This is a genomic window from uncultured Marivita sp., assembly GCF_947488135.1.
Lineage (GTDB): Bacteria > Pseudomonadota > Alphaproteobacteria > Rhodobacterales > Rhodobacteraceae > Marivita.
The window spans coordinates 38,030-60,936 of sequence record NZ_CANKYW010000001.1 but is presented as its reverse complement, the minus strand read 5'-3'; the positions used below and the strand labels follow the sequence as shown (position 1 = coordinate 60,936).

Here is a 22,907-nt window from a genome sequence, read left to right as displayed (position 1 = left end):
GCTCTGTGATTGCATCAAAAGATGAGTCAAAGCCGATTCGTGGTCAATTTCTTTTTTGAATCAAGTGGTTATGATTTTTTCTTGTCACAAGATATTGTGGACCGGCTTGAAGGAACGTCTATGGTGTGGGGTCACACCAAGATTTCGGAGGGCGTCTTTGTGACATTTTGTGGGGTAGCCCTGATTTGTTTCCCAGCCATAGCCGGGATACTGTTGCGCCAAATCCCACATGATCGCATCGCGCCTTGTTTTGGCCACAATTGAGGCCGCCGCGATGCTCAACGACAGGCTGTCTCCCTTCACGATCGGAGTGGAGCGAAGGGTCAAATCACAGGGGCTCATGTTGCCGTCGATGAGCACATGGTCAGGCGTTCGCGGCAAAGCGGCGATCGCACGGCACATGGCCAAGTGGCTGGCCCTAAGAATATTGATCCGGTCGATTTCGTCGACGCTCGCTTCGCCTATCCCGACCTCGGCCTGATCGAGGATCAGATCAAGAAGCGCGCTTCTTTTTCGGGCCGTCAGTGCCTTGGAGTCATTCAGTCCTGGCGGAATACGAGCAGGATCAAGAACCACAGCCGCCGCGACAACCGGCCCCGCCAACGGTCCTCGCCCCGCCTCGTCCACACCGGCAATCCGCGTGTTCGGAGCGGCGCGCAACTGGTCTTCGAATGCAAAGCTGGGCGTCATCCCGTCACCTTGCCGATTACGGGTGAGATGACAAGTCTACGGCACGTGCGAAGCGCCCTTTGCGCAGATCACAGACGTGACATTTGTTTTTGCGATTTCGGGCGAAAACCCACTGGACACGCCCCAAACCGTCACATAGAACGCCGCCACCCGAACGATGATCGTTCTCCCGTGCCCGGGTAGCTCAGGGGTAGAGCAGTGGATTGAAAATCCTCGTGTCGGTGGTTCGATTCCGCCCCCGGGCACCAACACTCCTCCTAGCGTGAATGATATCAATGGGTTATGGTGCAAAATCGTCCCACCGTTTTCGCGCTTGGGAAAAGTGGGACTTTTTTGTTCGCGAGTTGTTCGCGTTCGTACGGGTCGAGAGGTTGCTGGCCATAATTGGAAGTGGCTCAGGCACTTGGTCGCTTCATCCAGCTAGAATGCTGCATCAGTGCTCTGCCATAGTTCGGCCGATTTCGCTCGATATGCCTCGCGCATGTCCTACCAGTTTGAGAACCCGCCGACCTTTGAAGGCTCCCGTGAGGCAGTGACGAAATTTCTCGCGTGTCCGGAGCGGCTCGACTTCTACACATACCTGCTGTGCAGACCCGATGGGGCTCCGTTCTACGTCGGGAAGGGTAAGGGGAGGCGAGTACTTGAACATGAACTCGAAGCGAGGCGTGGCACGCGCGAACTCGAGGGCAACCCTCTCAAATGCAATGTCATAAGGAAAATTCTGAGGAATGGTGGCTGGGTTCGCTACCGCATAGATCGAGAGTATTCTACCGACGATGAAGGTTTGTGCCTGGAACGAGAAGGTGAGTTGATCAAGTTGCTCGGTCGACTCCATGAGGGTGGAATCCTCACAAACCTCGCCGGCGGTGTTGGCAACCCTTCCAGTCAGAGCCCGCTTTCTCGGGAGCGGCACGCGGCGACACTATCGGGCGAACCGTCTGGAAACCCAGATAAGGCGGTCTTGAATCGATACCTGCGCAGCTTCGGCGCGGTGGACAGTACGTGCATCAAACCTCTTTCACAGTTCAAGGCGCTTGTGCCAACGACGCCGCATCCGAGCCCCAGAAAGCCCACTCCAAGAATGTGCTTCGCATTGATGGCAAGTGCTGTTGCACATGGGTTGGATTTGACGGGCGGCGGTGTCATTCCTCGCCGATTCAAATACGAACCGGATCCCAGCGAATGGCCTGATGATTTTGAGCTTCCGATCGAGGTCGAGGGCATAATCGAGCGAGGTGTTTCTCGTGATCTGATCAAGGCTGATCTGGCGGAATTGATCCCAGCGACCGAAGTGATAGACGAAGCTTTCCGGATGCGGCCCCACCATGTTGATACCATGATTACTGTGGTAGGCAGGGACGCCTTGGAGCTCCGTGGTCTCCTCTAGACAGCGGATGGGTTCGACACTGCCTCATTTTCCTATAGCTGAACGGCTCGTTGCGCTTTGCCGCCTCGAGCTCGCCGCGGTTCCTCCGTCTCTCCCAACCCTTCGAGAGCGACCGGAGCCTTACCGGGAAACTCGACCATCAGCTTGAGTTCCCCGCCCATCGCGCGGACGTAGCTCGTCAGCGTCGAAAGCAGGAGGTCGCTCTGGCGTTCGTATTTCGCGACGGTGGCCTGCTGGACGCCGAGGGTTTCGGCCAGTTGCACCTGGGTCAGCTTCTTGGCTTTCCGCAATTCCTGTAGCGTCAGGTACTCGGCATGCAGCCGATCGGCCTCGGCCTCGATCGCCGCGCGACGGGCAGGGTCCAGGGTCGCCAGCTTCTCCTTCAGGCTCCGGGCCATCGTCATTGTCCTTTCCGTCTCTTCAGGTGGCGGTCGAAGCGGTCGTCCGCCCGAGCGATCAGCGACTTGTAGAACCGCTTCTCGCTGCCACCCGACTTGTCCCCGCCGACGAGCAGGATCGCCTGCCGATCGGGGTCGAATGCGAAGGCGATGCGCCAGACGCCATCGGCGGCATTGCAGCGCAGCTCCTTCATGTTGGCATGCTTCGACCCGGTCAGGGTGTCCGCATGGGGCCGCCCGAGCATGGGGCCTTCCCGCTCGAGCAAAAGCGCCCGGGCGAGGATCGCGTCCTGCACCTCTTGTGGCAGGGCATCGAATTCCGGCTCAAATTCCTCGACAAAGGATACGGTCCGCGGCATCGGGCAAATACTACCTTGAAGCTATATAGCCTTGAAGAACTAATTTTGCAAGAACGGGCTGCGGGGCGAGGATCAGTCTGCACCTTTGAGCAGCCGCTGTGCCTTTTCCGCCGCTCGAGCGAGGCCGGTTATCCGCGCCCCTGGGGCATCCGTCGCTCGCTGGAACTCGGCGAACGCCTCGGGAGGGAGCGTCGAGGTTTCGCCTTCATCCAGCTTCAGTTTCTCGGTCTCTGTCATGACTGCCTCCATTGTGTTCTTCTTGGTCATTTCAGACTTGGCGAGGAATGCGGTGTATCACGTTTCGCCACCCCGCGCTTCCCCCCTTCCCGGCGCGCCCCCATCCCGCGACAACAGCTTCATCCCGGACGCCGCCAGCACCTTCTGGCGCGCGGCGCGGGTGTAGCGCGAGGCTTCCTTCATGGTCGTCCAGCCAAAGATCGCCATCAACTGCCGCTCGGTCGCCCCGTTCTCGGCTGCCAGCGCCGCGCCGGCCTTGCGCAGACCGTGGGCAGAGCAGTGCTTCAGCCCGGCCGTGTCGCATTGCTTGCGGAACCAGTTGCCGAAGCCGTTCGAGGTGAAGGGCTTGCCGAAGGCCGTGACGAGGAAGGCGAGGTTGCCGGTGGGCGTCGCGTCGAGCACCGCCTTCAACTCGGGCAGGACCGGGATGGATAGGGTGACGGGCTTGCGGTCACGGTTCTTGGCCTGGGTCAGGGTGATCCAGCCGTCCTTGATGTGCTGCGGCCCGAGCCGGACGATGTCCGACCGCCGCTGCCCGGTATAGAGCATGAGCGCCAGCGCCAGCCGCGGCTTGCTGCCGATCGGGTGATGGTCCTCGAACTGCCGGACCTCCTCCATCGTCCAGGAGTGAAAGCCGTCCCCCTTGGCCTTGAGGTAGGGCACATCGCGGGCCGGGTTTCGCTGCGCCAGCTCGTATTCGACCGCGAAGGCATAGACCTGCCTAAGCGCCTTGACGAAGCCGTTGGCGGCCTCGGGCCGGTCGGCCATCTCGTCCCGCATGCGCCGGACGTGACGCGGCTCCATCAGGGCATAGGGCTTCAATCCGTTATTCTCGCAGATCCGGTCGAGGATGCCGCGGCGGACATACTTGGTGCGCCCGCTCAGGCGCTGGTATTCGGCGGAAACGAAATACTGCTCACAGAGCCACTTGAAGCTGCCCTTCGACCCGCGCCGCTCGAGCGGTCCGGTGGGCGCGCGCGGCGTCGCGCCCATCATCGCAGCGCGGTATTCGGCGAGGAAGTCCTCAGTACCCGGCTGGCTCCGCAGCCGCACCTTCAGGTGCCCGGGCCGCCGCAAGTAGATGCGCACGTTCCCGTGCCGGTCGGTATCCTCGATGACGTGTTTAAGGCGGATGCTGCCCGAACCGTCTCTCATCCTGAATGTGGGCATGGCACGCGCCGCCTTTCGTCAGCCGTCAGTCGTCCCAGGGATTGTGGTCGGAGTGATCCCCATCAGGGATCAGCTCGAACGCCCGGTCAAGTTTTTTCCGGTCCCAGACCGTGCGGGCATTTATCCGCTTGGGCGGCGGCATGCGCCGGTCGCGAACCGGGTGATCGAAGAGCGTGGGCGAGACCCCGATATAGGCGATGTCATTGGTAGACGCTGTCGCGCGCTGGCTTGCCCTCAATCCTGGTTGGACCATGCGGATTCCGAGGGCAGGAGCGGCGCGAGAGATGCAGGAAGCGGGCAGACTCTTCGTCGGGCCGCCGCCGACGCTTTCGAACCAGCCGCCTCCGGACGAGTTGGAACAGATGCTGGCAGTCGCACGAAAGTTCGATGTTGCGGGCCGTGATGAACGGAACCGCGCCTTGGGGAAGGCGGGCGAGGAACGCGCCATCGAGCACGAACGAGCCACGCTGCGCGATGCCGGTCGTGATGATCTGGCTCGCAAGGTCCGCTGGGTTTCCGAAGAGGATGGCGACGGGGCAGGCTACGACATCGAAAGCTTCACACCGGAAGGTCATGCCCGACTGATCGAGGTCAAGACAACGAATGGATGGGAGAGGACGCCATTCCACATCACGAGGAACGAACTCGCCGTGGCGGATGCCAGGCGTTCGGAATGATGCTTGCTTCGGCTGTGGGATTTTTCACGCCACCCGCGTGCCTTCGAACTGCGTCCTCCGCTGGACGCTCATGTGTCACTGACCGCGACATCGTTTAAGGCAAGCTTTCACTGACTCATCGACGCGGGGCTTCGTTCCAGTCGCCACTGTGCATGCTGGCAGCTTGATATCATTGGAGAAATCCGCGAAACCTGCACACCACCGATTTGCATGCACGCGAAAACGCCAGTCACGTCAGTGACTTGCGGCGTTCGTGGCAGGCGCTTTTATCTCGCCCTTTTCGATCGCCAGAATCCGGACTGCGCCAAATTCCCGTCGGAGGCACGATTGAACAGCCCAAGTTGCGATGTTCTACCAAGCTTCGATCTTGATCGCTCGCCAGGATGAATCATTAGTGCCTATCCCGGTCAATGGGTTCCAGTATGCCTTCAGGGTCAGTCAAGAATGCCGCGACGCGGTCCAGCAAGGGGCCGAGGGGTTGTCGTAAGATCTCGCATTTCCACACGACGCCGACGCGCCAACCCACGGCCTCCAATTCTGCGATCTTGCGAGCGTCGCGCTCGATGTTCCGCTCGAACTTCTCGGTCCAGAAGGCCTCGTTGGTTGCTGGTGTCGTCGCCCGTCGGCACCCGTCGTGTCGATGCCAAAAACAGCCATGAACGAACAAGACCGCCCCGCGGCGCGGGAATACGAGATCCGGCGTTCCCGGAAGTCCGCGTCGGTTCACAAGGTACCGAAAGCCCCGTGCGTGGAGCGCCTTGCGAAGCGTCACTTCCGCCTTCGAGTCCTTACTACGGACCCGTGCCATTATCTTCGATCTTACTTCGCCGGTGACGGTGTCGGAGTGCTAGTCGAAATCGAAGGTCTCTCGGAGAGCACGATAGAGAGTTCGTGCCGCGTTTCGATCGAACTGCATGACTTGGCTCGCATGTCCTTCAACCAATCGGGTGTCCGAACCGTAGGTGCGCAGGTCTAGGAACGCCTCTTCGCCCAAGTGCACCACAGTGTAAGTGCAGCGAGATGTTGTTCTGCTGACTGGATATTCCTTTGTGTCGTCTTTTTCGATCTCTTTAACAACGGCCATTTCTGTTCGATCCTCCGATTATTCTTCTTAGCCAAGACTTAACTGCTTGCTGAGGTTTCACAAAGCGAAGTTGGCGGAGAAGTCTTCAAGTCGATTTTCAACGGCAGTGGATTGGACGCCGCCGAACGCCTGGCGCGCGAGGCGCTGCAAAACAGCGTCGATGCGGCGCGAGAAGGTGAAACACCGCAAGTTGCGTTGCGGATGCACGCTTATTCGGGTGCCGATCTGGATCGTTTCTGGCATGGCGCTGGCTTGGATGCATTTGCCGCAAGGGTCGGAGTGCTCGGCTTACACTCAGGCAACGCTTTTGAGACGAAACCTGAAACGCTTCGCGTTTTGCATGTGGTCGATTCCGGGACAACCGGATTGGCAGGGGATCCGACATCTCCGAGTTCGAAGATGCGCAAACTGCTCATGGAAATCGGGGGCAGTCAAAAAGTCGCCGAAGACAAAAACTCCGGTGGGTCCTATGGCTTCGGCAAGGCGGTCTACAGTGCATCATCCCGGGTTGCTGTGATCTTTGCTTACTCTCGGACACATGATGCAAGTGGGCAACCACTCTCAGTTCTGATGGGGTGTGCCTATCACCGAGAGCACGAATTCGATGGACAGACTACGAGCGGCCGCGCGTTTTTCGGGAGGCGGATCGAGGAACATGGCATTCCTATCCGACACGATCCCTTCGTTGGAGACGAAGCCGACGAGTTGGCGGCGGAACTCAACATGTCGCGTGAAGAAGGCGACATCGGCACGACGATCGCCATCGTGGATTGTCCGCTCAAGATGGGGGACATCAAACGAGGCGTCGAACGCTCCTGGTGGCCGAAAATCCGACGCGAAAACTTCCGCGTAAATATCACCGATGAAGACGGACAGCGGCTGCACTTGCGACCTCTTCTAGATCCTGAGTTGAGGCCATTCATCGATGCACTTGATGTCGCTTTGGGGCGGTCGCCCGAGCAGAGCGGAAAGTCCCGACGAAAGGCTGACTTCAACAAATTGGATGGAAAGAAAATCGGTCAACTCGGGCTTTTTGCATTGGCAGATGATCAAGAAGTGGATGAGATGTCCGACCAGGTCGATCGGCGCGACACAATCGCTTTGGTGCGTTCGCCCGGTATGGTCGTTCAATACTACCGGCGTGGGTTCCCAAGTCATCCGCCTGTTGTCGGTGTGTTTCTTGCAGACGACGATATCGACGATATTCTGCGTCGATCAGAGCCACCGGAACATGACCAGTGGGATTCGAATGCCGACAGATTGGATCCTTCGAGTAAAGAAAGCGAAATCGTCCAGTCAGTCCATGCGCGCATTTGGCGAGAGTTGCGAACTTTCCAAAAATTTGCGCGTCCGCCGGAGAAATCCGATGGCAATCGTTTTCTCCAACTGGAGCGTGAGCTTGCGAAGCTGTTTGGCCCAACCGGCAAACGGGAGCCGATCGGCGGGGGAAAGGGTGAGACCCCGGTTTCGCTAAGGCCCGATGTCCTGATCGAACAAGCTGCGGATGGCCTGAAGGTTAAAGGCCAAGTCACGATCCAACTCAAGGAAGACCACGAGGGTGATTTGCCGGTGATCGTGACGATGCGGCTGAGTTCGATTGACGAAGGCCACCGTCACCTCGATCCGATTGCATTGACGGCGTCGTTCAATGGTGCCGACGTCGAAAAGGTCGATGAAGCGGAGTGGCGTCTGAGGTTATCGCCTGGCGAGAAGGTCGATGTGGAGGTGGAAAGCGCGGTTTACGAACCGGATTGGACCGTGGATTTCGTGCCTCGGGTCAAACCGCTCGGTGTGGAGGGCAAGGCATGAACGCGTGGGTCAGATCACAACCAAAGACGCTCCGCCCCTATTTCGGGGCGCAAGCGGCCGAAGGTTTGCTCGACGAAATGGAGCTATTCCTGAAGTTCGGGGATGCACCAGTACAGGGAAACCGACTGATCGTCGATGATAGCCAAATGGCGGACATGGCTCCGCGCTTGTACCCGAAGCTATCGGAAGAGCGGATCAATGCCGTATTCGGAGGGCGACGGTCCGCCTTCGATCTGGTCGTCACTCTTAGGACCCCGCAGATGCTGCGCCGTGAGCTTGTGGAAAGGTTTTCGCTTGGCGAAGAGGCACCGGAATGTATCGAGGTTCCTCAACACATGCTCAAGGATGCCAAGTTAACGGGCCTTTTCGAACTTGGCGTTTCAATCTGTCTTTCGAAGGAAGTCGATCTCGGCCCGGGATGGCCAAACCATTTGGGAAGCTGGGTGGCAAAGGAGGTCTATACGATCGGCCTGGATCGTAGGCAGTCGGCTTTCCGCATCCTCCCCCTCACTGAGGAGTTGGCCAAGAGCTTGCATTTGCCGAAAGGCACTTTTGTGTATGTCGATGATATTGAAGACCTGAACACCGTATATGACGAGGGAACTTCGTGCGCGACGGCGTATGTTTCGGAAAAAGTTCTGTTGAGTTCCGCGGCTGGGAAGTCGGCGGCCGCCGTCGCCGCACTGATATGGTCAGAGATCGCATCTGCAATTCTGTTGGCGGACGGAAACGGTGTCAGCGAAGCTGAAGAGGTTACTGGAGGGAGCCCACTAGAGGCGATCCTGGAAAACCTGCGGGCGGATCACCCAATGTCGCTTTCTGAACTGAAGAACCTCATCAAAGACCCGGTGCGATTGCGAGCTGCAGTCCATGACAGTCGCGGCCTGGTCAAAGATTTGGAGAAAGTTTGATGCCTTATCCGTTCGTAAGCGAGGATTCCGCCAAGGGCTGGTTCAAGAAGTGGCAAGATGCCTGTGTGGAAGCATCGTCCAGGGTTTCTCCACCTGAATCTCCCAAGGTCGAAAAGCAACCAATTGGAGACGAATTCGATTGGGAAATGGAGATTCCGGCGATCGTCGACAGCCTGTCTGCTCTTTTGGAGAAAGAGGGTGAAAAAGCCTTTGAATCGAAGGGTGCCGTTCTGCTGCATAAGGCGCTCCCGGATCATGAGGCATTGCGTGATCCGGAATTCTGGTATTGGTTCGCGACTGTGCCGGGTCGGACATTGGTCGAAAGTCGATACCCATTCAAGGAAAAGACCCAGGTTGATCTTGAATTGGAGGACGATGAGCCGAAAAAACCGAATTACCTGCCAGGCCGCAACAACTTCGTAGGTCAGCATGCGAAAGAAGTGCTCTTCTTCAGGCTTTGGATCAGAGCCGCAATGGGAAGATTGGTTGATGGGGCTGATGATGCTTCGAAGGTTTACGAATATGCTAGGGGTGGATCTGTCGAGTTCTGGCGAAGCCATCTTTTGCGGGTGCTTTACGCACAACACCGCCCGTTTCTTCAAGCTTTCGTCGATTTCCAGTTTCCCGGACCGGATCGGGACAAGCCCAGGCTGACCATTCCCGAGATACGTCAGCTTGCAAAAGACTTGGCCAAGGCTTGTGCCAATGTGTCCGTTGAGTTACTTGACAGGAACCAGAGCAAAGCGTTCATCGAGCGCGTCTGGACGCGAACGTCCAGTGCTCGGGCTTGGGTCAAAGGCTGACCGGCCTGTCGTCACGAAAGTGGTTGAATGAACGTAGAAGTGGCAACAGATTGCCACTCTTCCGAAGCCGACAAAGAGCATTCGGAATGGTGGCGGGGATTCTTGAAGGGACATCATCTTTGGGATGATCCCACCAAGAAGCCATTGTCGGTTGTTGATTTGTTCTGCGGCTCTGGCGGTTTCGGATTGGGGACGGCTCTTGCAGCCGATTGCTTCGATCGTCGTGCGGTTTTCCATGCGATCGCCGATGCGGATGTTTCCGCGATGGAGGTCTACGGTCGGTCCTTGCCGGTAAGAAAGAAGATCGCCGACTCTTTGGCGACAATCGTGGACTATTCGGTGGATCAAATGGGAGATACCGCAGCGTTCGACTATCCTCCCGAAATCATTCAGCATGACCTCGCCATGGAGGTGGGTAAGACGGATCTGCTTATCGCGGGTCCGCCATGCCAAGGGCATTCGAACCTGAACAATCATACGCGTCGAAATGATCCCAGGAACGATCTATTCGTCGCGACGGCGGCGATCGCGGTCGCCCTAGGGGCGAAGGCGGTCGTTATCGAGAATGTTCCCGGCGTGGTTCGTTCCCATAGCGACGTCGTCGAACTCGCGCGCCGGCTGCTGGCTTCCGAGGGCTATGCTGTGGCCGACCGAGTGCTGAGGATGGACGACCTCGGCGGTTGGCAGACCCGCGCGCGATATTTCATGATCGCGGTCAAAGATGCCGAGCAAGGCGTCTTGCAGGAAACTCTGAGCCATTTGGCGACTGAGGCTTCTGGAACATGTTTCGGGAAACGGGAGCCACGCGACGTCCTTTGGGCGATCGCCGACCTCGAGGACAGCGAGGGCAATTCCGTTTTCGATACGTCGCCTGTCCAGGGGCCTGAGAACATTCGGCGGATAGACTTCCTCTTTGACGAGGGTATCTACGACCTACCGAACAGCGAACGGCCCGACTGCCACAAAGATGGAACGACTTACACTTCGGTCTATGGTCGAATGCACCCTGACCGACCCGCGCCACCGATCACGACCGGCATAGGCACACCTGGTCAAGGCAGGTTCATCCATCCGACCAGACGTCGCCTGGTTACGCCGCATGAGGCTGCTCGCATTCAATCCTTTCCAGACGGCTACGGCTTCATGGGTGGAGATGGCGAGACGCCTCGAAAGGCATTGGCGAAATGGATCGGAGACGCAGTGCCTCCCTACCTCGGCATGTCAGCCGTTTGTGCGGCTCTGTCGGTCTTGACGGACGCTGCTCCCAAGCTTCCTTGGGAAACTAAATAGCCAACAACATCCTCAACGATTTCATAGAACGTCGCAAAGCAATTCGCTTGCTTTGGTGTGTCCGAACCTTGGCTCCCGCCCTCTAATCCCCCCTCGGAAAAGTGGGACACAAATCCGAAAAAATCCAATAAACATGGTGAAAGAAAAAAGTCCCCCCGCCCTGTAACTTATTACAATGAAAACAACACCTTATGCCGCCCCCGGGCACTATTTTTAATAAACACTTTTTTATTTCGGTGCCCCGCTGTCTATCGAGCACTCGGTCAGTACGCGCTTGGGTATCGCTGCAACTTCCAAATGACGTGAATCATACAATCAAGCCACTGGGAGCCCAATCGATTAAGTATTAGGAGACAGCGCTCTAGATCGTTTCTTGATGCCGCTCCACCACCGAAAATAAATGATATCATTCGCTTTAGCGCCCGCCACCTACTGATCGCAGGCAGCATGCAATTTCCTATTAATTGAGAGCGTTTCGAAATTGTTCTCGAAAGCTAGATCATTGCAACTTCGAACTTCTTCTCCCTCATGTCACTTTTGGAGTCTTGAGTACTCTGTGATCTCGCGGCGAATTCGTCTGGCCAGGTGACCAGCAAAATCGCACAACCGTTTATTCGGTTTCGGTGGATCACTTCAGGAAGTGTTCGAACAGTTGCACGCAGATGTCTTTCGGTCGGTTTGGACACGTCAACGCATATGTCCACGTGGCTCTCTGGGGGAATTCCGCGGTGCATCAAATCTGAGGCAAGGCGATCTGCCTGACGAACGGACATGTAGAATGCTGTGGTCGTGCCCGGGCCTGATAATCTTGAACTATCCGGCAACGGATCGCTGGCGCACCCGGTGCCAGTGGTCAGGACGAGCGTGTTGGCGACCCCTCGTTCGGTCAGGCTTCTGCCGAGGGACGCTCCCGCGGCTGCGGCCGCTGTCACACCGGGGACCAATTCGATCGGGATGCCAGCAGCGCGCGCGGCGTCCATTTCTTCCGATGCGCGACCGAAGATACCCGGGTCGCCTGACTTCAAACGGACCACGCGCCGTCCTTTCAGGGCTTCGGCGACAATCACCCTGTTGATCCGGTCCTGCGGCCAGCTATGCGCACCGACATGTTTACCGACAAACACGAGCTCCGCGCCTGGACGGGCGAGGTCGAGCACGTCCGGTTCCACAAGACGGTCGTAGAAGACGACATCGGCTCGCTCCAAACGGTCGACGGCGCGCAAGGTCAGAAGATCGCGGGCACCTGGTCCTGCGCCGACAAGGGCAATGTGACCGACCGAGGCCTCTTCGAAGCACTCTGCCTGAGGGAAGATGGGGAAGGCTGTCATGGGGATGCTCCTGTCATGCCGCCTGCGCCGTACGGCGCCGGGCCCAGAGTGCGTCTGCACGTGTTTGGCTGTCCGGCACGCCAAGCGTGTCCAGTGCGAGTGCCGCGGTGCCAGTGACGATTGCGGTTTGAAAGCCGTCCTGCGGATAAAGACATTCACCCTCCAGAGGTGGCTCTTCTGCAAGACGCCGGGTTTCTTCGCGCAGGGCGGGGAGCGTTTTCTCCCAGTGTGCGCCGTGCCGAAGACCGAAAGCGGCGATGTCCTTGGCGGCGTGGCGTTCGAACTCGCCGCCGCCGCCTTTGATCACAGAGAGGCTGTGCCAGCCGAGCCGTTCCGCGGCATCGGACTGGAGCAATCGATACGACGGATGGAAGACGCCTTGGACGCTTGCCTTTGCCTGGGCCGGGTTGAGCATCCGGCAAACCGTATTGATGCATGATCGCAACCCCAGCACATCACGCAGTTTCAGCAGGTCGAAGAGCGCGGGATGCCACAGCTCCAAAGGGAGGTAGGCAATCCGATCTCGTTCCAGCAAGTGTCTCGCAACCTCTGGCGTCTTGGCGATACCAATCCCGGCTCGCGCGAGCCTGTTCCGCACGATTGCGTCGGGGCCGTTGTAACCGTGCACCAAGACCCTGTAACCCGCATCCGCCACAAGTTTCGCGGACAGCAGAAACCACGGGTGCCCGCGCGTGCGGCCGGCGGAGTAGCTGGGCCAATCCAAATCGACCTGCGGAAGCACTTGGCCCTTCTCCTGAGCCGCCTGGGCAAACCCTGCGATTTCATCCGCAGTTTCGCCCTTCATGCGCAAGAGCATGAGCAATGCCCCTATTGCTTCGGGCGCTGCATCTCCTGACAGCATGTGGTGCATGGCCTCCGCGGCTTCGTCCATCGTCAAGGAGCGTGATCGTCCCGGACCGCGCCCGAGTGTGCTGACATAAGACGCGAGGGTCATTCTGCTGCCTCGCGCGTTTTGACGGCGTTGAGAAGGTCGGCAAGCTCTGGTCGGCAGGATCCGCAATTCGTTCCCGCGCCAAGCGCGTTCCCGATCGCCTCGACGGACACGAGACCCTGTGTCTCAATTGCGTCCAGGATGACGTTGACGCCGATGCCAAAGCAAGAACACAGAACCGGGCCGGGGTTGGGGAGATCGTCCGGAGAGCGCCCCGAGAGGACATCCATCGATTTCTGGCCGGGAAGGGTTTGCAGGTAATCGCGCATCACAGCCACCGGTGTCGGCGCAACAAAGAGCGCGCCAATCAATACGCTGTTTTCGTGAAGCGCGATGCGGGCAATGCCCCGTGTCGGGTCGAGGACCGACGTGGCTTGTGCCGATGCGTTCCCGAAGAGCTGTTTTGCCGTATCCTCCCAATCCGACACCGGAGCGAGCCCTGCCATCTCTGCGCGGTATCCCTGTGTTGTTCGGCAGAGCGCCCAGTAGTCGGAGGTCGGCGCCATACAGTCGCGCGATATCGCGAAGCCATACCAGGCAGCATCGAAACGAGTGACTGCCACGACGCCCGCCTTGCTTTCGGGTTGCCCCGAAACGGGATCGGTCGCGGCTGGGACGACGGCGTCAATCCGCGCTGACGGGGCGGTTTCGCCTGTCCAATGCATCGGGGCAAAGACGTGACCTTGCTGCACTGCGTCGGTGATCCGCACCCGCAGGATCGCTGATCCTGTGGGGCTCGTAACACGCACAAGGTCTGCCGAGCCGACGCCAAGATTGATTGCGTCGGCCGGGTGAATGTCGAGGAATGGCTCGGGGAGATGTGCAGACAAGCGTGGGCTGAGCGCGGTGCGCGTCATGGTGTGCCATTGGTCCCGCAGACGCCCGGTATTGAGCCGGAACGGAAACCGTGGCTCGGTCCTTGCGGCTGGCGGTCTGAAACGGACGGGTATGAAACGCGCCTTGCGGTCCGGATGGAAAAATTTGCCGTCGCCAAAGAATCGGCCGCCTTGTCTCGCGCGAGAAATCGGCCAGCGTTGGGGCTCCATCTCGTCGTAGTGAAGGTCCGAAATATCCGACAGGCCGGAGATATCGAAATCGCGCCCGAACTGCGCCGCAACTCCGGAAAGCGTGGCGTATTCACGGAAGATCTCGGCGGGCGAGGCGAAGTCGAACGCAGACGCAAACCCCATGCGCCTTCCCACGTCAGCCAGGATATCCCAATCCGGTCGCGCGTGACCCGGCGCGCTGATCGCCTTGCGTTGGCGGCTGATGGTCCGGTCGGAATTGGTGACGGTGCCGTCCTTCTCGGCCCAGGCCGTTGCAGGCAACAGGACATCGGCCAGCCGCGCCGTATCTGTTGCACCGGTGATGTCGCTGACGATCGTGAACGGACAAGCCGCAATGGCATCGCGAACGGCGTCTGCGTCGGGCATCGACACGGCGGGGTTGGTATGAATGATCCATAGCGCCTTGATCCGGCCGTCGCCGACCGCGTCGAACATATCGACGGCTTTGAGACCCGGCGCGTCGGGGACAGCAGGGGCGTCCCAAAATTGACGAATAGCTGCGCGGTGATCTGCGTTCTCGAGATCGAGATGACACGCCAGCATATTCGCAAGGCCACCTACCTCGCGCCCTCCCATGGCGTTGGGTTGCCCAGTGACGGAAAACGGTCCGCAGCCCGGCTTTCCGATCCGTCCAGTTGCAAGATGGCAGTTCAGGATGGCGTTGACCTTGTCGGTTCCTGAGGTCGATTGGTTCACGCCTTGGCTATAGATCGTCACGACTTTATCGGTCGCGATCCAGAGGCGGCAAAACTCCGCGATTTGCGTATCATTGAGCCCGGTGACCGATCCCAGGTCGTTGCGCGCCGCATCCAGCGCTGCGTCGAAACCGTTGGTGTGCGCGACGAATGCGGCATCGACCGCGCCGCTTTCGTAAAGGGCAGAGAGCAGCCGGTTGAACAACGCGACGTCGCTGCCCGGTTCCAAAGCAAGATGCATGTCCGCGTCGTTGCAGGTTGCCGTGCGACGCGGATCGACAACGACGATCTTCGTGCCGCGTTTCTTTCGCGCCGTCAGCAATCGTTGATGAAGAACAGGGTGGCACCAGGCGAGGTTCGATCCGACCAGAACCACCAGATCGGCCTCGTCAATGTCTTCGTAGGTCCCCGGAACGGTATCGGTGCCAAAGGCACGTTTGTGACCTGCGACCGAGGACGCCATGCACAGCCGCGAATTCGTGTCGATATTGGCCGAGCCGATGAATCCCTTCATCAGCTTGTTCGCGACATAGTAATCCTCGGTCAGGAGCTGTCCTGAAACGTAAAACGCCACGCTGTCGGGCCCATGTTTCGCAATCGCGTCAGAGAACCGATCTGCAACCAGTTGCAGGGCAGAATCCCAAGAGCATTCCTTGCCATGGACGATCGGGGACAGGAGCCGATGCGACTGACCGACCGTCTCACCCAAAGCGGACCCTTTGGAGCAGAGCCGACCGAAATTCGCCGGATGCTCCGGATCGCCCCGCACCGCAATCCCGCCTTCGCCGTCCGGGCGCAGCAGAACGCCGCAACCGACCCCGCAATAAGGACAGGTCGAGCGGATTTCGGGCAGACCCGAGCCATCCATCACGCGGCGCTCCGCTGACCAACCGCATTGCCGTCGATCAGGATGCGGTCGCCGTCGAGACGAACAGGATAGGTGTCGATGCGGCCGTCGTCAGCCCCCTGCGCTTCCCCGGTATTCAGGTCGAACACCCAGTTATGCAGCGGGCACGTCACTTTCTGCCCGTGCACGATGCCTTCGACCAGTGGACCGTGTTTGTGGGGGCAGGTGTTGGATGCAGCGAAAACCTCGGCTTCGGCCGTGCGGAATACGGCGATGCAGCCGACTGGTGTCTTGAGAAGACGGGCACCGCGGACGGGCACGTCTTCGATGTGACCAATGTCGATCCAATTCATGGCAGTGTCCTTCATTCTGCGGCCAAGGGCGTCAGGTCGGCCAGAGGCGCATAGCTCGGAGCCTTCTCTCTGGCATGTTCGGCCCAGGGATCCTTGCGATAGACGCTTTGAGACAGTTCGAACCGCTCAACGAGCGCACGACGGTTCTCGATGTCTTCCACAACGGTCTCTTTCACCCAGTCGAGCCCGACCTTGCCGACCCATTTGTAGATACGATCAAGGTATTTGGCGTTTTCGCGGTAGGCTTGAGTGACAGCGACGATGACGTCGATGCACTCGTCCTCGGTCGGCACCTGGCAGAGAAGTTCGGTTTCCTTCACGTCCATTCCCGCCGCACCCGCGATCCCGATCTGGTAACCGCTGTCAACGCATATAACGCCGATGTCCTTGCAGGTCGCTTCCGCGCAATTGCGAGGGCAGCCCGACACACCAAGCTTGACCTTGTGTGGCGTCCACGATCCCCAAAGGATTTTTTCGAGCTTTATGCCCAATCCCGTGGAATCCTGTGTCCCAAACCGGCAGTGGTCGGTGCCGACACACGTTTTTACTGTCCGCAGACCCTTGGAATATGCGTGACCGGACACCAGCCCGGCCTTGTTCAGATCGGCCCAGATATGCGGCAAGTCTTCGCTCTTGACGCCGAGCAGGTCGATCCTTTGTCCACCGGTGACCTTGACGGTGGGCACGTTGTACTTGTCTGCTGCATCGGCAATGGCACGAAGTTCGTTCGGGTTGGTGATCCCGCCCCACATCCGGGGGACCACGCTGAATGTGCCGTCTTTCTGGATGTTGGCGTGCTTGCGTTCGTTGACGAACCGGCTTTGCGGGTCGTCTTGATACTCCAGCGGCCAGTCCGCCAGTAGATAGAAGTTCACGGCCGGGCGGCAGACATGGCAGCCATTCGGTGTGGTCCAGCCGAGTTCTTGCCAAACCGCAGGCTGACTTTTCAGCTCCTGGGACTTTATCAGACGCCGGACGTCTTCGTGGCTTAGGTCGGTGCAGCCACAAACGGGTTGCGCGGTGGGCATCTGGAACGTATCGCCCAGAGTGACCTGCAAGAGTTGTTCGACAAGTCCGGTACAGGTCCCACAGGAACCGCTGGCTTTCGTCGTCGTGCGCACCGCGCCAAGGTCGGTCGCGCCGCCTGCGATGGCGTCCACGATGGTGCCTTTGCAAATGCCGTTGCAGCCGCAAATCTCCGCATCACGCGGCAATGCTGCAACGGCTGAGAGAGGGTCCACGGTGGCCCCCCCTTGGTAGGCAGGACCGAAGATCAGCGTCTCGCGCATCTCTTCGATGCTTTCGCCGGATTTGATCTTGTCGAAGAACCAGTTTCCGTCGGCCGTGTCACCATACATGACGGCGCCGATCAGCTTTTCGCCTTCGATCACCAGACGCTTGTAGACGCCGCGGCTTGGATCGCGGAACACGATATCCTCGCGGCCCTCACCATCGGCGAAGTCGCCCGCACTGAACAGGTCGCAGCCCGTGACTTTGAGCTTGGTGGACAGCACCTTGGGCGTGAACGCCGCGCTTTCCCCAAGCAGCGTCTGCGCCAGCACTTTCGCCTGATCGTAGAGAGGGGCAACAAGGCCGAACAAAGCGCCGTCATGTTCGACGCATTCGCCGACTGCGAACACGTTCTCGTCCGACGTCATCATCTGGTCGTCCACGTGGATGCCCCGCCCTACAGCCAGACCGGCTTCTTTTGCCAAGGCGACCGACGGGCGGATGCCGACGGCCATCACCAGCAGATCGCAAGGCAGTTCGGTGCCATCGTCCAGCAGAAGCGCTTTGACCTTGCCATCCTCGCCAAGGATCTCTTTCGAGTTCGCTTGCAGCTTGATCTTGATGCCTTTGCCTTCGAGCGACTTTTTCAGAAGGTAGCCTGCCGCCTCGTCGAGCTGACGCTCCATCAGGTGGCCCATGATATGCACGACCGTCACGTCCACGCCGCGGGCCGCCATACCCGCTGCCGCTTCCAGACCCAGAAGTCCGCCGCCGATGACCACGCACGTGTTGTCCGGCCCCAGCGCCATCATCCGCTCGGTATCTTCCAGATCGCGATAGGCGATCACGCCGTCGAGATCGTGCCCGGGCAAAGGGATCATGAAGGGATCAGACCCGGTGCCAAAGATCAGCTTGTCGTAGGGCACATGACCGTTTTCGCCTTCGACCACCTTGAGATCGCGGTCAATCTTCACGACGCGTTCGCCGAAGCGACACGTCACGTTATGCTCCGCGTAGAACGCGCCGTTGTGGGTGACGATCTCTTCGTAGGTTTTCTCGCCCGAGAGGACAGGCGACAGCATAATCCGATTGTAGTTCCCGCGCGGCTCGGCGTTGAAGAGCGTGATGTCGTACGCCTCGGGAGCCGTTTCAACGAGATGTTCGATCACCCGTCCGGACGCCATCCCGGCTCCGATAATGACAAGTTTCTGTTTGGTCATCGCTTTCACTCCGCGGCCATCGGCGTCGGGGCCGGGTTCTTGGGTTTCGGTGTCGCGCCGTGTTCGTATTCCTCTAGGAAATCGAGCACTTCCTGCCGGTAGGCGTAGTAGTCTGGGTGTTCCAGAAGCGCCTTGCGCGTGCGCGGGCGAGGCAGGTCGACCTTGGTGATTTTGCCGATGGTGGCTTGCGGGCCGTTGGTCATCATCACCACACGGTCGGCCAACAGGATCGCCTCGTCGACGTCATGCGTGACGCAGATCGCCGTCACCTTGGTCCGTGACCAGACCTCCATGAGAACCTCTTGCAGTTCCCACCGGGTGAGGCTGTCGAGCATCCCGAACGGTTCATCCAGAAGCAGCAGCTTGGGTGACAGGGCAAAGGCCCGCGCGATGCCGACGCGCTGTTTCATGCCGTTGGACAGATCGGCGGCGGACTTGTCCATCGCATCGCTAAGCCCCACGCGTTCGAGGTAGTATTCCACCACGTCCTGCCGTTCGGCCTGGCTGGCCTTCGGGTAGACCTTGTCCACTCCAATCGCGACGTTTTCCTTGGCCGTCAGCCACGGGAACAGGTTGGGTGACTGGAACACCACCGCGCGTTCGGGGTCGGCCCCTTCGACATGGCGGCCATCCAGCTTGATCGCGCCCTGGCTGATCTCGTTCAGACCGGCGGCCATCGTCAGGACAGTGGACTTGCCACAGCCCGAATGGCCAATCAGAGAGATGAACTCACCCTTGTCCACCTTGAGGTCGAAATCCTCGACCACGGTGAGCGGACCTTTGGGCGTCGGATAGACCTTGTGCAGCTGGCTGAAGTCGAGGAAGCGGTTTTCGATCATTCCTTCCTGCGCTTTGGCGACGGCTGCCGGCACACCATGGATCGGTGTCACGTTCGGAAGCAGTTTCGTGCCCTCGACACGTGCTTCGATGCCGACATCCATGAGGTACTTTGTGACGTCCCTGCGCAGCGTCTTGAAGGTCTCGTTCGTGTTCATCGCCATCCGGTTGCGCGGGCGTGGGATGGTGACCTTGAACTCTTCCCCCAACGTACCGTCGGGGTTCAGCGCGATGATGCGGTCAGCGAGGATGATCGCCTCGTCCACATCGTTGGTGATGAGAACGCAGGTCTTCTTGTCCGCTTCCCAGATCCGTTCGATTTCATCCGCAAGATTGGCACGCGTCAGCGCGTCGAGCGCCGAAAGTGGCTCGTCCAGCAGCAGAACCTCCGGGTTCATCGCCAGCGCCCGCGCCACGTTCACCCTCTGGCGCATCCCGCCGGAAAGCTCTGCCGGGCGGCGCGAGGTGGCGTGCGACAGGCCCACCATCTTCACGTAGTGGTCGACCTTTTCGGCTTTCTCGACCGTCGAAAGGTTGGGGAAAACGGCATCGACAGCGAGCGCCACATTGCCGTTCACCGTCAGCCAAGGCATCAGCGAATAGCTTTGAAAAATCACGCCGCGCTCGGGTCCGGGTTCTGTCACCGGAGCACCCTTGAAAGTGACGCTGCCGGATGTCGGCGTATCGAGGCCCGCCATCAGGTTGATCAGCGTTGTCTTGCCAGTGCCCGAGAAGCCGAGGAGGACGAGGAATTCACCCTCTTCGACATCGAGGTCGATGTCTTTCAGAACCCGCGTCTGGCCGGTGCCTACGCCATAGCTTTTCGAGACGTTTTTGAAGGAAAGGATGCTCATCTCTGATCACCGATTGTTCGAGAAGGTGAAGAGCGATTGCAGGGCGTACATCACGCGATCCAGAAGGAAGCCGATGATGCCAATGGTGAGAACAGCCACCATGATCCGCGCCAGCGAGGAGGAGGATCCGTTCTGGAATTCGTCCCAGACGAATTTGCCAAGACCCGGGTTTTGCGCGAGCATCTCCGCCGCGATCAGAACCATCCAGCCGACGCCAAGCGAAAGGCGAAGCCCCGTGAAAATCAGCGGAAGGGCGGATGGAAGTACGAGTTTGGTGATCTTGGTCCAGGTGTTCATCTTCAGCACCTTGGAGACGTTGATCAGGTCCTTGTCGATCGACGCCACGCCGAGCGCGGTGTTGATCAATGTCGGCCAAAGCGAGCACAGCGTCACCGTAACGGCCGAGATTACGAAGCTCTTTGGAAGCAACTCGTTTTCGGCGGCAGCAAGGGCGGACACGACCATCGTCACGATTGGCAGCCATGCCAAAGGGGAAACCGGTTTGAAGATTTGAATGAGCGGATTGAGCGCTGCATTAGCGGTCGGCGACAAGCCTGCGGCGATACCCAGCGGAACCGCGATAGCGGTCGCGATCAGGAAACCGAAGAAGACCGTCTGAATCGACGTCCAAATCTGCTGGTAGTAGGTCGGTGCGCCGGTATAGGCGCGCTCGCGCGGCTCTTGGCCGTTGGCGACGCGGCGTTCGTTCAGTTCGGCGACCTTGGCTTCGAATTCGGTTTTCTTTGCCGCCTTGTCCTGCGCGTCCTGGTGCAGGTTCACAGCCTCGTCCCAAACCTGTGCCGGGCCTGGCACGGCACCGAGCGAAGTTTCCACTTTGGGTGCCAGCATCGCCCAGAGAAGAAGAAAGGCGCAGATTGCGAGGATCGGAACGATCAGCAGTCGCCATATTTCCTTGATCTGCGTTTGAGGATTGTCGCCAGCGGCGGCCTTCATCACAGGGGTCAGCCAACTCAGACCCAGAACCTGGAACCATTTGTCGGCAGCGTTGATGCGGGTGAACAGTCGCGCGCGCCGTGCTTCGCGGTCGGCGGTGTCTGTGAAATTCGGATCGACGGTTGTCATCGGATCAGGTCCTTTTTCGGAGTGGCGATGCGCGCTCCTCGCTTCTGCCGGAGCTCGTGGCGAAGATGGCCGTACTTTCAGAGGAGCGCGCGAATGGGTCAGCCTTGGATTTCGTTTCCTACGACGACCTGATTGCCTTTCAGCCCGATCGGCAGGCTTTCGAGGTAGGCGTTCGGGGTTCGGCCATCGTAGGGAATACCGTCGATGATATCCTCTGACGGCGTCGCGGCCTTGTAGCCATCGCTGTCCCAGGGGAAGTCTTCTTCGTTGGCTATGCCTTCATCGACAAGGGCGCGCGCGGCTTTGAGATAAATCTCAGGCTTGTAGACCGATTTCGCCACTTCGTCATACCAGCTGTCGGGCTTCGGCTCGGCGATCTGTCCCCAACGGCGCATTTGGGTCAGATACCAGACCGCGTCCGAGTAATAGGGGTATGTCGCGTTGTAGCGGAAAAACACGTTGAAGTCGGGGATGTCGCGTTTGTCGCCTTTTTCAAACTCGAAGAAGCCCGTCATGGAGTTCGCGATCACATCGTAATCCGCACCCACATATTCCGGACGAGAGAGGATCTCGACCGCTTCGGGACGGTTGGCGTTGTCGTTCTCATCGAGCCACATCGCCGCGCGGATAAGTGCTTTGACCACCGCCTGCGTCGTATTCGGGTTTTCCTCGGCGAATTCAGCGGTGATGCCGAAAACCTTTTCCGGGTTGTTCTTCCAGAGCTGGTAATCGGTGATCACGGGCACGCCGATGCCTTTGAACACGGCCTGCTGGTTCCAGGGTTCACCCACGCAATAGCCGTGAATCGTGCCCGCTTCCAACGTGGCCGGCATCTGCGGCGGCGGCGTGACGGACAGGAACACGTCCGCGCCAATCTGGCCCGAGATATTTTCGGGGGAATAGTAACCCGGCTCCAGCCCGCCAGCAGCCAACCAGTACCGGAGTTCGTAGTTGTGCGTGGAGACCGGGAACACCATGCCCATGTTGAAGGGCTCACCGCGCGAACGGAAATCTTCGACGACCGGCTTCAAAGCAGAGGCACTGATCGGGTGCTGGGGACGTCCGTCCTCCATCGTCGGTATATGGGGGCGCATCTGCTCCCAGACATCGTTCGACACGGTGATGCCGTTGCCGTTCAGGTCCATCGAGAAAGGTGTGATGATATGTGCCTCGGTGCCGTAGCCGATGGTCGCTGCAAGGGGCTGGCCCGCAAGCATATGCGCGCCGTCAAGCTGCCCGCCGATCACACCATCCAAAAGCACTTTCCAGTTCGCCTGTGCCTCGAGCGTGACGAACAACCCTTCGTCGAGGAAATAGCCTTGTTCATAAGCGACGGCCAAAGGGGCCATATCGGTCAACTTGATAAATCCGAAAGTCAGTTCTTCTTTTTCCAGTTCCAGCATTTCGGCCAAGGCCGGGCTGACGAGGGAGGTCGTCGCGGCGAGGCTTAGGAGAAGCTTTCTCATCATGTGTCCTTTCGATGACCTGCGGAGGAAAGATCAGCAGGGCAAAACGCAAAAAAGGCCGATCACTGACCGCCGGATTAATCGGCAGAAAGCGAGCGACCTTGCTCAAGAATTCCCTGTCATTGGGAAGAAATTCGAACTGACCCACCTCGTTGCAGGT

General features: G+C 59.0%; 20 protein-coding genes, 1 tRNA gene and 2 pseudogenes. 7 read left to right on the top strand and 16 right to left on the bottom strand.

Going from position 1 to position 22,907, the window contains the following annotated elements:
- Positions 1–84 precede the first annotated feature (84 nt).
- A complete protein-coding gene (locus Q1B16_RS00290) occupies positions 85–690 on the bottom strand; it encodes a ribonuclease HII (protein ID WP_299783802.1) in 606 nt (201 codons plus the stop codon).
- Positions 691–863: 173 nt separating this feature from the next.
- Between Q1B16_RS00290 and Q1B16_RS00285 the strand changes: the two genes are divergently transcribed.
- A tRNA-Phe gene (locus Q1B16_RS00285) sits at positions 864–938 on the top strand.
- Between the two features lie 233 nt (positions 939–1,171).
- Positions 1,172–2,077, top strand: coding sequence for a GIY-YIG nuclease family protein (locus tag Q1B16_RS00280; RefSeq protein ID WP_299783800.1), 906 nt, complete (start codon positions 1,172–1,174; stop codon positions 2,075–2,077).
- Between the two features lie 32 nt (positions 2,078–2,109).
- Here Q1B16_RS00280 and Q1B16_RS00275 read toward each other — a convergent pair whose 3' ends face one another.
- The 5 genes from Q1B16_RS00275 to Q1B16_RS00255 form a co-directional block, all read right to left on the bottom strand.
- Entirely contained in the window at positions 2,110–2,475 is a 366-nt protein-coding gene (locus Q1B16_RS00275; RefSeq protein WP_299783798.1) for a helix-turn-helix transcriptional regulator, read from the bottom strand.
- A 2-nt stretch (positions 2,476–2,477) separates the two neighbouring features.
- Positions 2,478–2,834 (bottom strand): type II toxin-antitoxin system RelE/ParE family toxin, encoded by a 357-nt coding sequence (locus tag Q1B16_RS00270; protein WP_299783796.1) that lies wholly within the window; start codon positions 2,832–2,834, stop codon positions 2,478–2,480.
- 72 nt (positions 2,835–2,906) lie between these two features.
- Positions 2,907–3,071, bottom strand: a complete 165-nt coding sequence (locus Q1B16_RS00265; protein ID WP_299783794.1) for a hypothetical protein — start codon at positions 3,069–3,071, stop codon at positions 2,907–2,909.
- A 57-nt stretch (positions 3,072–3,128) separates the two neighbouring features.
- Positions 3,129–4,241, bottom strand: a complete 1,113-nt coding sequence (locus Q1B16_RS00260) for a tyrosine-type recombinase/integrase (RefSeq protein WP_299783792.1) — start codon at positions 4,239–4,241, stop codon at positions 3,129–3,131.
- Positions 4,242–4,266: 25 nt separating this feature from the next.
- Positions 4,267–4,494, bottom strand: a complete 228-nt coding sequence (locus Q1B16_RS00255; protein WP_299783790.1) for a hypothetical protein — start codon at positions 4,492–4,494, stop codon at positions 4,267–4,269.
- Between Q1B16_RS00255 and Q1B16_RS00250 the strand changes: the two are divergent.
- Positions 4,439–5,032 (top strand): annotated as a pseudogene (locus Q1B16_RS00250) (DUF3883 domain-containing protein); the annotation flags it as partial. The gene Q1B16_RS00255 and the pseudogene Q1B16_RS00250 sit on opposite strands and share 56 nt — an antisense overlap.
- A gap of 277 nt (positions 5,033–5,309) precedes the next feature.
- Here the strand turns inward: Q1B16_RS00250 and Q1B16_RS00245 are convergent.
- Both Q1B16_RS00245 and Q1B16_RS00240 read right to left on the bottom strand, forming a co-directional pair.
- Positions 5,310–5,750: pseudogene (locus Q1B16_RS00245) on the bottom strand (very short patch repair endonuclease); the annotation flags it as partial.
- 15 nt (positions 5,751–5,765) lie between these two features.
- Entirely contained in the window at positions 5,766–6,002 is a 237-nt protein-coding gene (locus Q1B16_RS00240) for a hypothetical protein (RefSeq protein ID WP_299783788.1), read from the bottom strand.
- A gap of 111 nt (positions 6,003–6,113) precedes the next feature.
- Here Q1B16_RS00240 and Q1B16_RS00235 point away from each other — a divergent pair, with 111 nt between their 5' ends.
- The 4 genes from Q1B16_RS00235 to Q1B16_RS00220 are packed head-to-tail and all read left to right on the top strand — an operon-like array spanning position 6,114 to position 10,815.
- On the top strand, positions 6,114–7,811 hold the full coding sequence (locus tag Q1B16_RS00235; protein WP_299783786.1) for a hypothetical protein: 1,698 nt from the start codon (positions 6,114–6,116) through the stop codon (positions 7,809–7,811).
- Entirely contained in the window at positions 7,808–8,722 is a 915-nt protein-coding gene (locus Q1B16_RS00230; RefSeq protein WP_299783784.1) for a hypothetical protein, read from the top strand. The genes Q1B16_RS00235 and Q1B16_RS00230 overlap by 4 nt, the downstream gene beginning before the upstream one ends.
- Complete coding sequence (locus tag Q1B16_RS00225) at positions 8,722–9,525, top strand: hypothetical protein (protein WP_299783782.1); 804 nt, start codon at positions 8,722–8,724, stop codon at positions 9,523–9,525. Before Q1B16_RS00230 ends, Q1B16_RS00225 begins: the two co-directional genes overlap by 1 nt.
- 27 nt (positions 9,526–9,552) lie before the next feature.
- Positions 9,553–10,815 (top strand): DNA cytosine methyltransferase, encoded by a 1,263-nt coding sequence (locus Q1B16_RS00220; protein WP_299783780.1) that lies wholly within the window; start codon positions 9,553–9,555, stop codon positions 10,813–10,815.
- 494 nt (positions 10,816–11,309) lie between these two features.
- On the opposite strand, the gene cobA is transcribed toward Q1B16_RS00220, so the two are convergent.
- From cobA to Q1B16_RS00180, 8 genes are all read right to left on the bottom strand, one after another.
- Complete coding sequence (gene cobA, locus Q1B16_RS00215; protein WP_299783778.1) at positions 11,310–12,143, bottom strand: uroporphyrinogen-III C-methyltransferase; 834 nt, start codon at positions 12,141–12,143, stop codon at positions 11,310–11,312.
- A 13-nt stretch (positions 12,144–12,156) separates the two neighbouring features.
- Positions 12,157–13,098, bottom strand: coding sequence for a glycosyl transferase family protein (locus tag Q1B16_RS00210; RefSeq protein WP_299783776.1), 942 nt, complete (start codon positions 13,096–13,098; stop codon positions 12,157–12,159).
- Positions 13,095–15,725, bottom strand: coding sequence for a nitrate reductase (locus Q1B16_RS00205; RefSeq protein ID WP_299785944.1), 2,631 nt, complete (start codon positions 15,723–15,725; stop codon positions 13,095–13,097). Before Q1B16_RS00205 ends, Q1B16_RS00210 begins: the two co-directional genes overlap by 4 nt.
- Positions 15,725–16,057, bottom strand: coding sequence for a nitrite reductase small subunit NirD (gene nirD, locus Q1B16_RS00200; RefSeq protein WP_299783774.1), 333 nt, complete (start codon positions 16,055–16,057; stop codon positions 15,725–15,727). Before nirD ends, Q1B16_RS00205 begins: the two co-directional genes overlap by 1 nt.
- A gap of 11 nt (positions 16,058–16,068) precedes the next feature.
- Complete coding sequence (gene nirB / locus Q1B16_RS00195) at positions 16,069–18,507, bottom strand: nitrite reductase large subunit NirB (protein ID WP_299783772.1); 2,439 nt, start codon at positions 18,505–18,507, stop codon at positions 16,069–16,071.
- 5 nt (positions 18,508–18,512) lie between these two features.
- Positions 18,513–20,198: an ABC transporter ATP-binding protein gene (locus Q1B16_RS00190; RefSeq protein ID WP_299783770.1), complete on the bottom strand. Its 1,686-nt coding sequence runs from the start codon at positions 20,196–20,198 to the stop codon at positions 18,513–18,515.
- A gap of 6 nt (positions 20,199–20,204) precedes the next feature.
- Entirely contained in the window at positions 20,205–21,281 is a 1,077-nt protein-coding gene (locus tag Q1B16_RS00185; protein WP_299783768.1) for an ABC transporter permease, read from the bottom strand.
- Between the two features lie 98 nt (positions 21,282–21,379).
- Positions 21,380–22,747: a CmpA/NrtA family ABC transporter substrate-binding protein gene (locus Q1B16_RS00180; protein WP_299783766.1), complete on the bottom strand. Its 1,368-nt coding sequence runs from the start codon at positions 22,745–22,747 to the stop codon at positions 21,380–21,382.
- Positions 22,748–22,907: the final 160 nt, after the last annotated feature.

Coding starts and splice junctions, on each gene's coding strand:
- Q1B16_RS00275 (WP_299783798.1), bottom strand. CDS start 2,475: ATGGCCCGGAGCCTGAAGGAGAAGCTGGCGACCCTGGACCCTGCCCGT.
- Q1B16_RS00270 (WP_299783796.1), bottom strand. CDS start 2,834: ATGCCGCGGACCGTATCCTTTGTCGAGGAATTTGAGCCGGAATTCGAT.
- Q1B16_RS00205 (WP_299785944.1), bottom strand. CDS start 15,725: ATGGATGGCTCGGGTCTGCCCGAAATCCGCTCGACCTGTCCTTATTGC.
- Q1B16_RS00180 (WP_299783766.1), bottom strand. CDS start 22,747: ATGAGAAAGCTTCTCCTAAGCCTCGCCGCGACGACCTCCCTCGTCAGC.
- Q1B16_RS00280 (WP_299783800.1), top strand. CDS start 1,172: ATGTCCTACCAGTTTGAGAACCCGCCGACCTTTGAAGGCTCCCGTGAG.
- nirD (WP_299783774.1), bottom strand. CDS start 16,057: ATGAATTGGATCGACATTGGTCACATCGAAGACGTGCCCGTCCGCGGT.
- Q1B16_RS00290 (WP_299783802.1), bottom strand. CDS start 690: ATGACGCCCAGCTTTGCATTCGAAGACCAGTTGCGCGCCGCTCCGAAC.
- Q1B16_RS00210 (WP_299783776.1), bottom strand. CDS start 13,098: ATGACCCTCGCGTCTTATGTCAGCACACTCGGGCGCGGTCCGGGACGA.
- Q1B16_RS00220 (WP_299783780.1), top strand. CDS start 9,553: ATGAACGTAGAAGTGGCAACAGATTGCCACTCTTCCGAAGCCGACAAA.
- Q1B16_RS00230 (WP_299783784.1), top strand. CDS start 7,808: ATGAACGCGTGGGTCAGATCACAACCAAAGACGCTCCGCCCCTATTTC.
- Q1B16_RS00265 (WP_299783794.1), bottom strand. CDS start 3,071: ATGACAGAGACCGAGAAACTGAAGCTGGATGAAGGCGAAACCTCGACG.
- Q1B16_RS00225 (WP_299783782.1), top strand. CDS start 8,722: ATGCCTTATCCGTTCGTAAGCGAGGATTCCGCCAAGGGCTGGTTCAAG.
- Q1B16_RS00260 (WP_299783792.1), bottom strand. CDS start 4,241: ATGCCCACATTCAGGATGAGAGACGGTTCGGGCAGCATCCGCCTTAAA.
- nirB (WP_299783772.1), bottom strand. CDS start 18,507: ATGACCAAACAGAAACTTGTCATTATCGGAGCCGGGATGGCGTCCGGA.
- Q1B16_RS00190 (WP_299783770.1), bottom strand. CDS start 20,198: ATGAGCATCCTTTCCTTCAAAAACGTCTCGAAAAGCTATGGCGTAGGC.
- Q1B16_RS00185 (WP_299783768.1), bottom strand. CDS start 21,281: ATGACAACCGTCGATCCGAATTTCACAGACACCGCCGACCGCGAAGCA.
- Q1B16_RS00240 (WP_299783788.1), bottom strand. CDS start 6,002: ATGGCCGTTGTTAAAGAGATCGAAAAAGACGACACAAAGGAATATCCA.
- cobA (WP_299783778.1), bottom strand. CDS start 12,143: ATGACAGCCTTCCCCATCTTCCCTCAGGCAGAGTGCTTCGAAGAGGCC.
- Q1B16_RS00255 (WP_299783790.1), bottom strand. CDS start 4,494: ATGGTCCAACCAGGATTGAGGGCAAGCCAGCGCGCGACAGCGTCTACC.